General features: G+C 51.8%; 13 protein-coding genes. 8 read left to right on the forward strand and 5 right to left on the reverse strand.

The window, feature by feature from the left end:
• Nucleotide 1: 1 nt before the first annotated feature.
• From EL645_RS39295 to EL645_RS14455, 4 genes are all read right to left on the reverse strand, one after another.
• On the reverse strand, nt 2–142 hold the full coding sequence (locus EL645_RS39295) for a hypothetical protein (RefSeq protein WP_161977371.1): 141 nt from the start codon (nt 140–142) through the stop codon (nt 2–4).
• On the reverse strand, nt 142–960 hold the full coding sequence (locus tag EL645_RS14445) for a BadF/BadG/BcrA/BcrD ATPase family protein (protein ID WP_126551152.1): 819 nt from the start codon (nt 958–960) through the stop codon (nt 142–144). The genes EL645_RS39295 and EL645_RS14445 overlap by 1 nt, the downstream gene beginning before the upstream one ends.
• Entirely contained in the window at nt 957–1,889 is a 933-nt protein-coding gene (murQ, locus tag EL645_RS14450; protein WP_218031841.1) for an N-acetylmuramic acid 6-phosphate etherase, read from the reverse strand. The genes EL645_RS14445 and murQ overlap by 4 nt, the downstream gene beginning before the upstream one ends.
• Nucleotides 1,890–1,974: 85 nt before the next feature.
• Nucleotides 1,975–2,721: a GntR family transcriptional regulator gene (locus EL645_RS14455; protein WP_126551154.1), complete on the reverse strand. Its 747-nt coding sequence runs from the start codon at nt 2,719–2,721 to the stop codon at nt 1,975–1,977.
• A gap of 466 nt (nt 2,722–3,187) precedes the next feature.
• Between EL645_RS14455 and EL645_RS40940 the strand changes: the two genes are divergently transcribed.
• From EL645_RS40940 to EL645_RS14490, 8 genes are all read left to right on the forward strand, one after another.
• Nucleotides 3,188–3,673: an amidohydrolase family protein gene (locus EL645_RS40940; protein WP_218031842.1), complete on the forward strand. Its 486-nt coding sequence runs from the start codon at nt 3,188–3,190 to the stop codon at nt 3,671–3,673.
• A gap of 62 nt (nt 3,674–3,735) precedes the next feature.
• A complete protein-coding gene (locus EL645_RS40945; RefSeq protein WP_218031843.1) occupies nt 3,736–4,380 on the forward strand; it encodes an N-acetylglucosamine-6-phosphate deacetylase in 645 nt (214 codons plus the stop codon).
• A gap of 145 nt (nt 4,381–4,525) precedes the next feature.
• Nucleotides 4,526–5,818 (forward strand): glycoside hydrolase family 10-like protein, encoded by a 1,293-nt coding sequence (locus tag EL645_RS14465; protein ID WP_218031844.1) that lies wholly within the window; start codon nt 4,526–4,528, stop codon nt 5,816–5,818.
• A gap of 575 nt (nt 5,819–6,393) precedes the next feature.
• A complete protein-coding gene (locus EL645_RS14470) occupies nt 6,394–8,076 on the forward strand; it encodes an ABC transporter substrate-binding protein (RefSeq protein ID WP_246035365.1) in 1,683 nt (560 codons plus the stop codon).
• Between the two features lie 208 nt (nt 8,077–8,284).
• Nucleotides 8,285–9,280, forward strand: coding sequence for an ABC transporter permease (locus EL645_RS14475; protein ID WP_126551156.1), 996 nt, complete (start codon nt 8,285–8,287; stop codon nt 9,278–9,280).
• On the forward strand, nt 9,281–10,288 hold the full coding sequence (locus EL645_RS14480) for an ABC transporter permease (protein WP_126551157.1): 1,008 nt from the start codon (nt 9,281–9,283) through the stop codon (nt 10,286–10,288). It abuts the gene before it with no gap.
• Nucleotides 10,288–11,430, forward strand: coding sequence for an ABC transporter ATP-binding protein (locus tag EL645_RS14485; protein ID WP_126551159.1), 1,143 nt, complete (start codon nt 10,288–10,290; stop codon nt 11,428–11,430). The genes EL645_RS14480 and EL645_RS14485 overlap by 1 nt, the downstream gene beginning before the upstream one ends.
• Nucleotides 11,427–12,500: an ABC transporter ATP-binding protein gene (locus tag EL645_RS14490; RefSeq protein ID WP_126551161.1), complete on the forward strand. Its 1,074-nt coding sequence runs from the start codon at nt 11,427–11,429 to the stop codon at nt 12,498–12,500. Before EL645_RS14485 ends, EL645_RS14490 begins: the two co-directional genes overlap by 4 nt.
• 172 nt (nt 12,501–12,672) lie before the next feature.
• On the opposite strand, the gene EL645_RS14495 is transcribed toward EL645_RS14490, so the two are convergent.
• Nucleotides 12,673–13,785 carry a carboxylate-amine ligase gene (locus EL645_RS14495; RefSeq protein ID WP_126551163.1) on the reverse strand — a complete coding sequence of 371 codons (1,113 nt, stop codon included), beginning with the start codon at nt 13,783–13,785 and terminating at the stop codon, nt 12,673–12,675.
• Between the last annotated feature and the right edge of the window lie 104 nt (nt 13,786–13,889).

The following is a 13,889-nucleotide window of genomic DNA, read 5'->3' on the forward strand; positions in this document are numbered from 1 at the left end:
TCTAATTCTGGAAGCCGGTTAAATGAATCACTGTGCGGGCCGCGCTCAAGGCAGGCTGCTCAATGTGGACCAACGGGCCTACCGGTTGTATTTTGCCTAATTGATCGAGGAAGCGGGTCCGAAAACTGGTCTCGTTAAGCACTAATCCTCCACCCAATGCCAGGGCAAGGCTTGCTCAACTGTAAAATCAAGTTTGGCGGCGACCGTTCTAACTACCAGCACCAATTCGGTGATCGCATTCTGCACTATTGCGCTGGCCAGCGCATCCCCATCGCGTTCGGCCTGCAAGACGCAGGTTGAGAGGCGCGCGATTTGCGCTTTATCTGTATTGAGATAAACTGCGCCAATCAGCTCCTCGGGCTGTTGGAACTGCCAGAACTGCAAAATACGTTCCAGCAGGATCGTGCTCGGTCCGCGACCATCGGCTGCGCGGACGGCGGCCTGTAAGGCCTGGATGCCCAGTGCATAGCCACTTCCCTCATCACCCAGTAGATAGCCCCAGCCGCCAGCGCGGCCGGTCAGGCCTCTTGCATTGCGACCCAGCGCAATAGAGCCCGTACCCGCGATCAACACCACACCGACGGCGTCAGGTAGCACACTTAATCCCAGTTCCCCATCATTTGTGAGATAGACCGTTGCCGCCAGGTCCTTCAACAGCGGAATTAGCGCGGCGTGATCGGCTGGCCGGTCGAGCCCAGAAATACCCAGCCAGGCCTTCGCGATTGGGCTGTGAGGATCGAGAACGTTGCGGGCCTGTTGAACCGCCGCATAAATATTGGAGACGGCACTCTCTAATCCCACGCCAGTATAATTCGAGCTACCGGCCAGGCCACGTCCAACCTCTTCGCCCTGTGCATTGACCAGTACCGCCAGGGTCTTGCTGCCCCCACCATCTACCCCTAAATAATAGCTTTCAGCCGAAGTGGTAGCCTGTAGTGGAGTATCGTCATACATCGTCATGATTGCATTGCCTCAAGTGTGGTACGCAAGATATGATCATGGGCCGCCAGTTGTTCGCGCGCGACCTCGGGAGAGACATGTAAGCGACCAACGACAATCGCCGTTTTTGTCTCCCCGTTGGTGGCGCGCAAAAGGGCCGTCGCCTGCTCTCGGTCCAGGCCAGTTGCCCGTTGGACAATGCTGCTGGCGCGTTGCTCCAGCTTATAGTTGGTCGCGATCACATCGACCATCGCATTGCCATAGGTTTTACCGAGCAGAACCATAGTGCCTGTGCTGAGCATATTCAGAACCATTTTCTGGGCGGTACCAGATTTCAGGCGGGTCGAACCTGTGATCGCCTCGGGTCCGACCAGGGGAATAATGGGAATATCTACCTGCTGCTCAAGGGGAGAGGCTTGATTACAGACAATGCCAATGGTCAGTGCGTGCTGGCTTCTGGCATACTCAATGGCTCCCAATACATAGGGGGTGCGACCACTGGCCGCGATCCCAACTACTGTATCGGTGCTCGATAGGCGCAATTGTTCCAGTTCGGCCTGGCCAGCCACGGGACTATCCTCAGCATCTTCAACCGCATTAGCGGTCGCAATGGGTCCACCAGCGATCAAGCCGACAATCTGATCTGGCGCAGTGCCAAAGGTAGGGGGACATTCCGAGGCATCCAGGATACCCAGGCGGCCCGATGTGCCAGCACCGATATAGATCAGGCGCCCGCCCTGACGCATGCGTTTTGCGATCGCCTCGATAGCCTGTGCGATGGCCGGCAGCACCAGTTCAACCGCCCGCGCCACTTTCGCGTCCTCCGCATTAAGGGCCTGAACAATCTCTAATGGACTCATGCGATCGATGTCAGTGGTGGCCGGATTACTGGTCTCGGTGGCCAGGGCGCTAATAGCGGGCATTCCATCTGGATGAGGTAAGTCAGACATGTTATTCACCTCCCTATGAAAAAAGTCACAATGAGCAATCGTGATTCCCGTGGTGTAGTGAAAAGATCGCGGGAACAGTCGCTGCTTAAGGCATCAACTGTTCGCGTTTCAGGTTTGTATAGTAGGTATATTTGTTGCCACAATACATAGCCCGGGCATATTCAATGGGAGTATCTCGTTCGGTGTAGGTGGTACGGCGTGTGAAGAGTGCGGCACTATTGACGGGCACCTTTAGCAACTGGGCCGAGGACTCATCAAACAGACCCGCCTCGATCTCTTGCTCCGCCTCTACCAGTGGCAATCCATAGCGCGTCTCTAACAAGCGATAAAGAGAATTCTGTTCCAGATCTTCTTCTAGCAGCCTTTCGCACCCCATAAAGCTCAAATGGGAGATCTCGACCGCCAGCGGTTCGCCATCGGCCAGGCGCAGGCGTTGTAGATAAAAGATGGGCTGTCCCTGTTTGATGCGCAAGCGTTCAGCCGTCGTCTCATCAGCTGGACACATCTTAGCGGCCAGAACCTTGGTGCCTGGACGCTGGCCACGGGCGCGGATATCCTCCGTAAACCCGGTCAGATGGATCAACTGCTGGGTAATCTTATGGCGGCTCACAAAGGTCCCTTTTCCCTGTTCACGGTAAAAAAGACCCTCGTTCACCAACTCTGTAATGGCCTGGCGAGCAGTCATGCGACTGATGCCATATTGCTCACCTAGCTCACGCTCAGAAGGAATTAGATCTCCTGGTTTCCATTCTCCAAGGCGAATTTTCTCGCGCATAATCTCTTTCAACTGGTAATAGCGAGGTAGAGGGCCTTTGCGAAAAACTGTGCTCATGTATTGTTTCCAATCCTTTGGTGCTTCTGTTTCGACATACTGTTCTATCGTAACAGATACGCACAAAACGGCAGTACCGTGGCAACGAATAGCTATTTTGTCCCTATGCGCCAGGCATAGGCGACCGTAGATGCTCCCATGAGCAAAGACATGCTGGTATAATTGGTATATCGTCTATACCACATCTCTATCTTAGATAATCACAGATATTCTCGCAAACGTCAAGGTTTGAGACGCAACTTTAAAAAATCAATTTTTTGGCATCACGTTTCGGTGCGCTCTTTTGCAATGATAAAATAGACGAAATAAAGATTTTAGTAATGAATTTTCTGCTAGAGCAGGGTAGAATAAGAAGAGAGAAGTGGTATAATTGGCATATTGTATAGACCACTGGAGGCTTACATGTTTTTGCATGCTGAGTAAAGTGTGCGCGTGAAGAGAAAGTCTGTGAAAAGAGGGAAACTCAATGCGGTTTACATTACATGGTGCTCACCTTGTAGATGCAACAATGGATGTTGAGCGAGGAAATGTCGTTGTTGACGGTGCGCAGATCCAGGCCATAGAACAAAGTGATAGCCAGGAGACGCAGATCGTCGATGCCACAGATAGTATCATTCTGCCAGGGTTTATTGAGGTACATACGCATGGTGGTGGTGGATTCAATCTACACACGACCGATGTGGAAGAGATTGACTCATATCGACATTGGATTCCAGCGACTGGTGTAACCTCTTTTCTGGTAACTGTAGTTGGGACGCCAAATGCCTTGCCTGAAGAACAATTGCAGACGGCTGTAGCCGCGATTGAGCAGGCCAGGCAACATTTGTGTGAGCCTGGCGCTGAGCCGGTAGGTATTTTCCTGGAAGGCCCTTATATCAGTGTTAAAAAGCGTGGTGCCCATCACCGATCTGGTTGCGTATTCCTGACGAAAAAGAGACTGAACATATTTTAGAAGTTACACATGGGCACCTACAACTGATTACGCTGGCGCCAGAATTGCCAGGGGCACATAACATGATTCGACAGTTGGTAGAGGCTGGCGTGACCGTTAGCATTGGCCATACCGATAGTGACTATGACCAGGCGCGCGAAGCAATCCAGCTAGGTATTACCCATGCCACACATTGTTTCAACGCGATGCGCCAGCTTGAACACCGCAATCCAGGCCCTCTGGCCGCGATCGTGCAAGCCGAGCAAGTATTGGGTGAGCTGATCAGTGATGGCGTGCATGTGCATCCCGCAATGATGGATATTTTAGTGCGCATGCTTGGACCACAGCGTACGATTGTGGTGACCGATGCACTGGCTGGAGCTGGCATCGCCGATGCGACCTTCGAATTTGCGGGGCAGCAAGCGCGCGTTATTTGTGGAGCCGCCCGTCTCTCTGATGGAACCCTGACCGGTAGTGTGTTGACCATGGACCAGGCTCTACGCAACATGCTAGAAATTACCCACGTCTCGCTATCTGAGGTTTCCAGTATGCTATCGTTTAATCCCGCCCGCTCAGCCCATGTGGCGGACCATAAAGGTCTACTCAAAGTGGGCTACGATGCCGACCTGGTTATCTATGATCGCTCCTTGCAGCTGCAGGCAACTATCTGTCGGGGTCAGATTAGCTATGCTACCGATGCCTGGCGCCAACGTTTAAATATCCAGTAAAATATACCGATATAACTAATAGACGGGCTACCAGTGCATATAATTTGTTTCCAACCTGGTAGCTCGTTTTTTTTGCTTTAGTGGCTAGTATAGGATAAGGACAACTTATTGTAATGTGGTATTAAGAGCGGAGGTTGGAGGGGCTATGTGGTGGAAGAAAAAGTTAATCCGGGCGCAGATCTGTATTTTAGCAGGCATTGTAGTGGGTTTTATATTACTGCATGGACCATTGGCTGTACTGCCTATGTTACCCATCGTAGTCCAAAGGCCAGCCCTGCTGGTCATGCCTGCGAAAACATCAGCCAGGCGACCAGAGATGCGTGGGGTCTGGCTGGCGACGGTGGCTAATCTGGATTGGCCCTCACGCCCGGGCTTGCCAGCCGCCATCCAACAACAGGAGTTTACGGCTTTACTGGATCAGATACAGGGGCTGCATTTAAATACAGTTGTGGTTCAGGTGAGGCCGCTGGCCGATGCTTTCTATCCTTCCCATTATGCGCCATGGTCGCAGTACCTCACCGGCACGCAGGGCCAGGACCCTGGTTATGATCCCCTGGCCTTTATGATCGCGCAGGCCCACCAACGCCGGCTGGCCTTCCATGCCTGGTTCAATCCCTTTCGGGTCAGTAACCAGGAGAATGTGCTCAAGCTAGCTGCCAATAACCCCGCCCGCCAGCATCCCGATTGGCTTGTCACTTATGGGGGCCAGCTTTATTATAATCCTGGCTTACCGGACGTGCGCGATTTTATCATCAACAGCATTGTTGAGGTTGTACACAACTACGCTGTTGACGCAGTGCACCTGGATGATTACTTCTATCCCTATCCAGTGGGTCAGCAGGATTTCCCCGATCAAAGCATTTATCTGCACTATGGAGCTCACCTGTTTGCTCGCAAGGCTGACTGGAGGCGCGACAATATCAACCAGTTTATCCAGCAACTGTCGCGACAGATCAAGCAGGTAAAGCCAACTGTGGCTCTGGGTATCAGCCCCTTTGGCGTGTGGCGAAATCGAGCAGTCGATCCTACTGGATCATCTACCCGGGCGACGGTGACGGATTATGATAGCCTCTATGCGGACACGCGGACCTGGATCAAGCATAACTGGCTCGATTATATTGCGCCCCAGCTTTATTGGAATATTGGCTTTACGGTGGCCGATTATGAAACGCTGGTACGCTGGTGGGTCAACGAGGTTAAAGGGAGCCATGTACAACTTTATATCGGGCAGGCAGCCTACAAAATTAACCCGGGCGGGACCGGAGCCTGGGCCGACCCTGAACAATTGCCTGATCAACTCAGGATTAATCAGCGCTATGAACTGGTCCGTGGTAGCCTCTTTTTTCGCTTAAAAAGCCTCTTGCGCAATCCTCTAGATATTCTGGATCGGCTCCGTCACGAATTCTATCAGTACCCCGTTGCTGGACCTCTTACATGAAATTCGACAAGTCTATAAAATCTCCTCCTGGCTTGAGAAATTTAGTTACAGTGGAACGTATTTTAAATATCTTTCATAGACCACTAGACCAAAAATTCATCGGAATTACTGATTCCGATGAATTTTTGGTCTAGTGGTCTAGATGACTTGACAATGTCGTTAATTCAGTGTAATGTTTTTCATAGACACACCACTAGTATTTCTCTTAGCCTGAATGTATATTTTTTGTATGCTTTTCATCCAGATTGTTTCATGCCGGGGAGACAAAGAACGCATATAAGCTTTTGGCTATAGTGGTAGTGTTGGATGTATGCAGATGGAACGCGATAAACGAAAGTTGTATCTGGCATATACTGCATAATCAGACCGATGGTACAGGAATTGTTTGTTGGAGTGGCTTTATTTGCCACACCCATGGTCTAGTAGTCTAGACGACTAGTGGATTTGTATAGTCAATGGCGATAATTCAGACTAGCAGCGAGAAGAACGTAAAGTATCTCTCTCATTATTTGTCTGAAGTACATGGTTTTATCATTCTTTGACGCGCTGTTCTTTTAACCTTTAGGAGGTTTAGCGTGGCTCCAACTTTAGTCTCATCGATCGCTGGGAAGAAAAGCAAGGCCGGGATGGCTTTATTTTCATTCCTGATTATCCTGGCTCTCGTCCTGGCCGCCTGTGGAAATGGCAGTGGTAGCACAGGTTCGACGAGTACGAAGCATATTTTGACTATTGGCGCACATGTTGGTGGTGACTTCACCAAAGCTTTGAGCCCATACAATCCTACCCTGGTCAACGAAGGTATTCAGGGTATGGTCTATGAAACCCTGCTCTTCTTTAACCGCAATGATGGCTCCGTGACCAAACTGCTGGCCACTGATTACAAATGGAGCGCCGATCAGAAGCAATTGACCTTCACCACCCGTGATAACGTTAAGTGGTCTGATGGCAAGCCATTCAGCGCTGCGGACGTAGCCTTCACCTTCAACATGCTCAAACAATACCCAACCGCCGATTCCAAAGGCCTGTGGACCTATTTGAGCAGCGTCTCGGCTCCGGATGCCAATACTGTTGTGCTGAACTTCAAAACCCCCAACCCTCCATTGTTATGGTATATTGGCGGACAGACATTTATCGTTCCACAGCATATTTTCCAGAACGTTGACCCGACCAAGTTCGATAACAGCAACCCCGTGGGGACTGGTCCCTTCAAGTTTGCCAGGTTCTCGCCCCAATTATTGACCTACACCAAGAATCCAACCTACTGGCAGGCCGATAAGATCCAGATCGACGAACTGCAATATCCAGCGGTGAAAGACAATCAGACCTTGCAGCTGAAACTGATGAAAGGCGAGATTGACTGGGGCAGCTTCTTTGCTCCTGACCTGGACAAGACCTATGTGCAGAAAGATACCGCCCACAACCATTATTGGATGGCTCCTACTGATATCTTCACCCTGTACGTTAATCTGACCAAAGCTCCATTCAATGATGTTAATGTGCGCCAGGCTATCAGTGCCGCCATTGACCGCTCCCAGCTCTCCAAGCAGGCTGAAAGTGGCTATGTCGCTCCCGCCAGCACGACTGGATTGATCTTGCCGAATGCGAAAGATTACCTGGACCCCAATTACCAGAATGTACAGTCCGCGGCTGACATTTCTAAAGCTGATCAATATCTGCAGGCTGCAGGTTATACCAAGGGTTCTGACGGTATCTATGCCAAAGCTGGTAAGAAGCTGAGCTTCAGCATTAAGGTGGTTAATGGCTGGACCGACTGGGAGACCATGGCTTCAGTGATCAAACAGAACCTGAAAGATGCCGGTATTGATGCCTCGGTTGATGATATCCAGGATACCGCCTACTTCGATGCCCGTAACAATGGCAACTTCGATGCCCTGATTGGTGGTCTCTTTGGTGGTCCTACCCCGTTCTACCTGTACGACACCCATCTGAACAGTGTTAATCTGTCACCTAAAGGTTTCAACTGGGGTAAATGGAATGACAGCGCGACCGATAAACTGCTGCAGGCCTACTCCAGCACTGTCGATCCTGCTAAACAGAAGCAGGCGATCATGGGACTGGAAAAAATCTACGCAGACAAACTGCCGAACATTCCCCTGGTGAATGCAGCTTCCTGGTATGAGTACAGCACCAAGCATTTCACTGGCTGGCCCAACCAGGATAATCCCTATGCCGTTGGTGCAGCTTACTCAACCCCTGACAACCTGATGGTTGTGCTTAACTTAAAACCAGTCGCTTAAAACACCGTGTTTGCGTCCTTCCTCTTGTCAACAACAGGGAGGGCGCATTAATTGAGCAGGGGAGGCGAAGAAATAATTAGCTATCGTTTCCCCTGATCAACAATGAGGGTAGGCAAAGTTCCCAGATATTTCTGTGCGATGCGAGCAACGCTGATGAAGTTGCACTCATTGTTGAAACAAACGCGTTACGTGTCAAAGGAGTACTAGAATGCGCCATTTGTTTCGTCGCATTTTCTTCTATCTGGTGGCGATCTGGATATCGATCACCCTCAATTTTTTTATCCCGCGCCTGGCTCCTGGAAATCCAGCACAAGCGATGCTCACGCGATTGGAGAGGCGCGGTCCTATCAGTCCGGCCGCTGAGAAAGCGCTTGAGGCAGCCTTTGGGGTCAATACCACCGATTCAATCTGGATACAATATTTCAAGTATTTGAACAATATGTTACACGGTGATTTTGGTATTTCTTATGTCCAATATCCAATCCCGGTAACTTCAATCATTGCCCAGAACATCGTCTGGACCATTATCCTGGGCGCGGTCGCTGTCATGATCAGCTTCCTCCTCGGTTGTCTGTTTGGTATTGTGATGGCCTGGAAGCGTGGCTCTATATTAGACACCGTACTCTCGCCAGCGATGACCTTTCTGTCGGCCATTCCGTATTTCTGGTTGGCCCTGATTATCCTTTATTTCTTTGGTTTCACCCTCAACTGGTTCCCCTTCGCCGATGGCTACGATACCACATTGGATATTGGCTGGAGCCCTGATTTTATCATCAGCGCCATCTATCATGCCATCCTGCCTGCCCTGACGATCGTGCTGTCATCAATCGCCGGTTGGATGCTGGTTATGCGCAACTCAATGATCACCACCCTCTCAGAAGATTATGTCCTGATGGCCAATGCCAAAGGATTGGCCAGAGGGCGCGTGATGTTTCTCTATGCTGCGCGTAACGCCATCCTCCCCAATGTAACCGGGTTTGCCCTGGCGATTGGCTCCATCGTAGGTGGCCAGCTATTGACTGAGATCGTCTTTTCTTACCCTGGCATCGGTTTCTCCCTCTTACAGGCGGTACAGGGACAAGATTATCCGCTATTGCAAGGCATCTTTTTGATTATCGCGCTGGCTGTGCTGGGGGCTAATTTTATTGCTGATCTGGTCTATGTGGCGCTAGATCCACGTGTACGTCAGGAGAGGAGCGCTTAAATGGGTACATCATCATCCCAATTCAGCGGATCGGCTGCCAATGGTCTTAAGCGGAAGCGGCAGCCACCATTGCCAGATGCCGCGACGCTCAAAGCTCTGCGCCGCCCCTGGTATGAGCGACTGGGAAATGGATTGCAGAATGTCTGGTACCAGCTGACAAAAAATAAGAAGGTCGCCCTTGGTTCGGTGATCGTTCTCTTCTTTATTTTGCTGGCTACCTTTGGACCCTTTTTCATCCATACCGATCCTAATCGGTTATCTGATGATGCGCAGGCCGCGCCATCGGCGGCCCACTGGCTGGGCACCACAGCGGTCGGACAGGATATCTTTAGCCAGCTGGTCGTCGGAACGCGTTCCTCTATTTTCTGGGGCTTTGCGACGGGTATCGCTGTGACCTTATTATCTATTACCGTTGGATTGGTCAGCGGCTACTTTGGTGGCTTCATCGATGATATTCTATCCTTGCTCACCAATGTGTTTCTGGTGTTACCGGCGTTACCATTGGCGATCGTCCTGGCATCGTATTTTCCCCGCGGACCCGCTACCGTCGCGCTGGTGATTGTCTTTACCAGCTGGTCGTGGGGAGCGCGCGTACTGAGATCGCAAACCCTCTCGATGCGTAGCCGTGAGTTTGTTACTGCCGCGCGTGCCAATGGTGAGACCACCTGGCGCATCATTTTCTTCGAGATTTTCCCCAATGAGATCTCGATTGTGGCCGCCAACTTTGTTAGCACCACCCTGTACGTTATTCTGGCCTCGGCCTCACTTGAATTTCTGGGATTGGGCGATCCCAATGGTATCAGCTGGGGCGGCATGTTCTACTGGGCGCAGAAAGCCAATGCCCTGATCTCGGGACTCTGGTGGTGGTTTATCCCGCCGGGCCTCTGTATCGCGGTCCTGGGCGCAGGCTTATCTCTGATCAACTTCGGTATCGATGAAATTGCTGATCCGCGCCTGCGTAAAGAAAAGACGCCGAAGCTGGTTAAAGAGAAAAAGGTGGTGGCATAATGGGAACAGCTATAGAAAGCGCAACGTTGCTCGAAGTCAAAGAGCTGAGCGTTGACTACCTGGCGGCCAACGGCGCGGTGCATGCTGCTCGCAAGGTCAGTTTTGATCTCAAACGGGGAGAAATAATGGGCCTGGCTGGCGAGAGCGGTTGTGGCAAATCAACCCTGGCCTATGCCATTGCGCGCCTGTTGCGCCCGCCTGCCTATATTACCGGCGGTGAGGTTCTTTATTATCCGGCCAAGCGCGATGTGGTGATATCCCGGCTGCCCCGGCGTGGGCAACAGGCCAATGAGCAGGGCGCGATCGATATCTTAAAATTGAGTCCGAGGGAGCTACGCGCCTTTCGCTGGAACGAGCTCTCGATTGTCTTCCAGAGCGCTATGAATGCCTTGAACCCGGTCATGCGTGTGGGTGATCAGATTATGGATGTACTCTCCACGCATCGGCCAGATATGAAGGTCGATTCACGCAAGCGACGTGCGGCTGAGCTGTTTGAAATGGTTGGCATCTCCCCCGATCGTTTGAGGAGTTATCCTCACGAATTGAGTGGTGGGATGCGTCAGCGTGCCGTGATCGCGATCGCGCTGGCCCTGCAACCAGAGCTGATCATCATGGATGAGCCAACGACGGCCCTGGATGTGGTGGTGCAGCGTGAAATTCTGCAGTTGATCAGTGGATTGTGCAAAGAGATCTCGACCGCCATGATTTTTATCACCCATGATCTCTCCCTGCTGATCGAACTGGCGGATAAGATCGCCATCATGTATGCCGGTACTATGATTGAAAAGGCTCAAAGTGTAGATATCTACCAGCACCCACGCCATCCCTATAGTTATGGCCTGCTCAATTCTTTCCCGACCTTGCATGGACCACGCAAGGTTATGGCGGGTATTCCGGGTTCGCCACCTGACCTGCGTATGTTGCCACAGGGCTGTCCCTTTCAGGAGCGCTGCCCTTTTGTCTTTGATGCGTGCCGCGAGATCACACCACCGCTGCGTATCGTTGCGAGTGATGATCCCGAGCAACTGGCTGCCTGTCATCTGTATGATCCAGCCTATAGCGGGCATATGCCTGCTACGGCGGACCTGGCACGTGGCTATGATAAGCTAGCCGAACTCAGCCTGGAAGGGAGCCTCGAATGAATTCTTTGAATCCGTCTCATCGTTCACTGCCCAATTTTGAGGATAACAGCCGACCCGTGTTGGAGGCTGAACACTTGCGCAAAGAATTTCCGCTCAATGGTGGCAATCCCTTCAAGGCGCGCAGCGTGGTACATGCGGTTGAGGATGCCTCCTTTGCGCTCTATCCGGGACAGGCCACGGCCCTGGTGGGTGAGAGTGGTAGCGGCAAAACTACGGTCGCTCGTATGCTGGCGCGCCTCTATGATCCAACTTCGGGTACCATTCGTTTTCGTGGTGCTCCCATCAGCCTCAAAGGCGGTAGCGCGGCCCTACGCGAGTACCGGCGCCATGTGCAGCTGATCTTCCAGGACCCCTTCGGCTCGCTCAACCCGATTCACGATGTACGCTATCACTTGAGCCGGCCGGTTAAACTGTTTGGGCATGCGCGGAGCGAAGAAGAGGTTACCGAACAGGTACTGGCCCTGCTGCGCCGTGTCAGTTTGAGCCCGGCCGAACAGTTTATCCAGAAGTTCCCACACCAATTGAGTGGTGGACAAAGACAGCGTATCGCTATCGCCCGCGCCCTGGCGGTCCAGCCAGAGGTCCTGCTGGCCGATGAGCCAGTATCCATGCTCGACGTCTCGATTCGGCTGGATATACTCAACCTGTTGCTACGACTCAAAGACGAAGAGCGCCTGGCCCTCTTGTTTATCACCCACGATATTGCCAGTGCCCGCTATTTCGCCGAGAATACGCTGGTAATGTATGCCGGCCAGATGGTTGAAGGTGGTCCCAGCGAAGAGATCATCCAGGCTCCTAAGCATCCCTATACCCAGCTATTGCTGTCTGCCGCTCCTGATCCTGATCGCATCACAAGTAAAGGCGTGACCGATGTAGCGGCGCGTGGTGAAATTCCCAGCCTGATCAACCCACCCCAGGGATGTCGCTTCCATCCACGCTGTCCGCACGCCATGCCTATCTGTAAGCAGCAATTTCCCCAGCGCACCGACCTGGGCAACGGTCATTGGACCAACTGCTTCCTCTACACCAAAGAAACGGCCAGCGAAGCACAGTCAGCCGCAAGCAAATAAGCAACATACCGCTCTCGTCTTTTGCTGGAGTAAGAAAGAGGGGAGGGAGGTATAGCTCAGAAATAAGAAATGCTCCGTGCCGACGTTGCCAGCGGAGCAATGCAGGGCAGGTTCTGGCTGGTAGCTCTTTGTTCAGGTGGACGGGAGATTGGTAGTGGTAAGAGCGCCAGCTTTAAAAGCTACTGGTTTGGGCTACGATATAATCCACCAGCGTACGAAAATCGCCGGTGCGGCGATAAATGTCGTACTGGCGATGAGCGCCATTGCCCTCGCTCAATATCCGGTAGGCACTGGTCGAGACGCTGTGCCATTCGCCCTCAGCCTCCAAGGCTGGCTGTATAAAAGCCAGAAACTGCTCAATGCATTGTCGGGCAGGCACACTGCGTTTTGCTTGTATATCAATCAAGCGAGCATTCAGACCATAGCGTGCCGCGCGCCAATGCATTGCTCGCAACTGGTCAGTTGTGACATCTGGAAAAGGTATTTTCCGCAGCACCAGATCATAGCAGGTATGGACCAGGCCACGGATCATGCCAGTAACCATCACTGCTTCGTCAATGGTCATGCAGACATCCATCACACGAAACTCAAGGGTAGGGAAGCGCTCCGAAAGACGTAAGTCCCAATAAATTTTGGTCGCGTCATCGATGCTCTCCGTCTCAATTAAATCTTTGATGGTCCCGCGATACGCATCATAAGAGGCGAAAGAAGGAGGGGGACCCGCCAGCGGCACGGTCCACCAGAGGCCGGTGCGGTAATCCTGATAGCCGGTATCGGCCCCCAACCAGAATGGTGAATTGGCGGTCAGGGCAATAATCGGAGATAGCCAGGCACGAGCATGATTGAGAATCTGGGTTGCAATTTCCCGATCCTCTACTCCGATATGTACGTGACACCCAAAGATTACCTGTTCACGAATCAACTGCTGATATGTCTCAATCAGTGTGCGATAGCGCTCTTTTGGGGTCACCTGCTGCTCATTCCACTGCGAAAAAGGGTGAGTTCCCGCGGCACCAATCTGCTGCCCTACATTGTTGGCAGCAGTGATTATCCCACCACGCAAGCGCATCAACTCATGCTGTACCTCCGTCAATGAATGGCAAATAGGGGTCGCGATCTCAATCTGAGATAAAATCATCTCATGTTGAACCGTTTCAACCCCTAAAATAGCCTGCGCCTTCGGTAAAATCAGATGGGCTGTCTGACTTAACTCACGTGTATGGGGATCGATAATCTGATACTCTTCCTCAACGCCAATGGTAAAGTTATTAGATTGCAGGGACATGGACAAAGCCTCCTTGCAACGATTATGGGTAGGAACATATTACATACAATACGAAACCCTGCCCAATAAGTATACAGTATAAGGTAGAGATAAAAGCTCTATTC

It is taken from the genome of Dictyobacter kobayashii, from assembly GCF_003967555.1.
Lineage (GTDB): Bacteria > Chloroflexota > Ktedonobacteria > Ktedonobacterales > Ktedonobacteraceae > Dictyobacter > Dictyobacter kobayashii.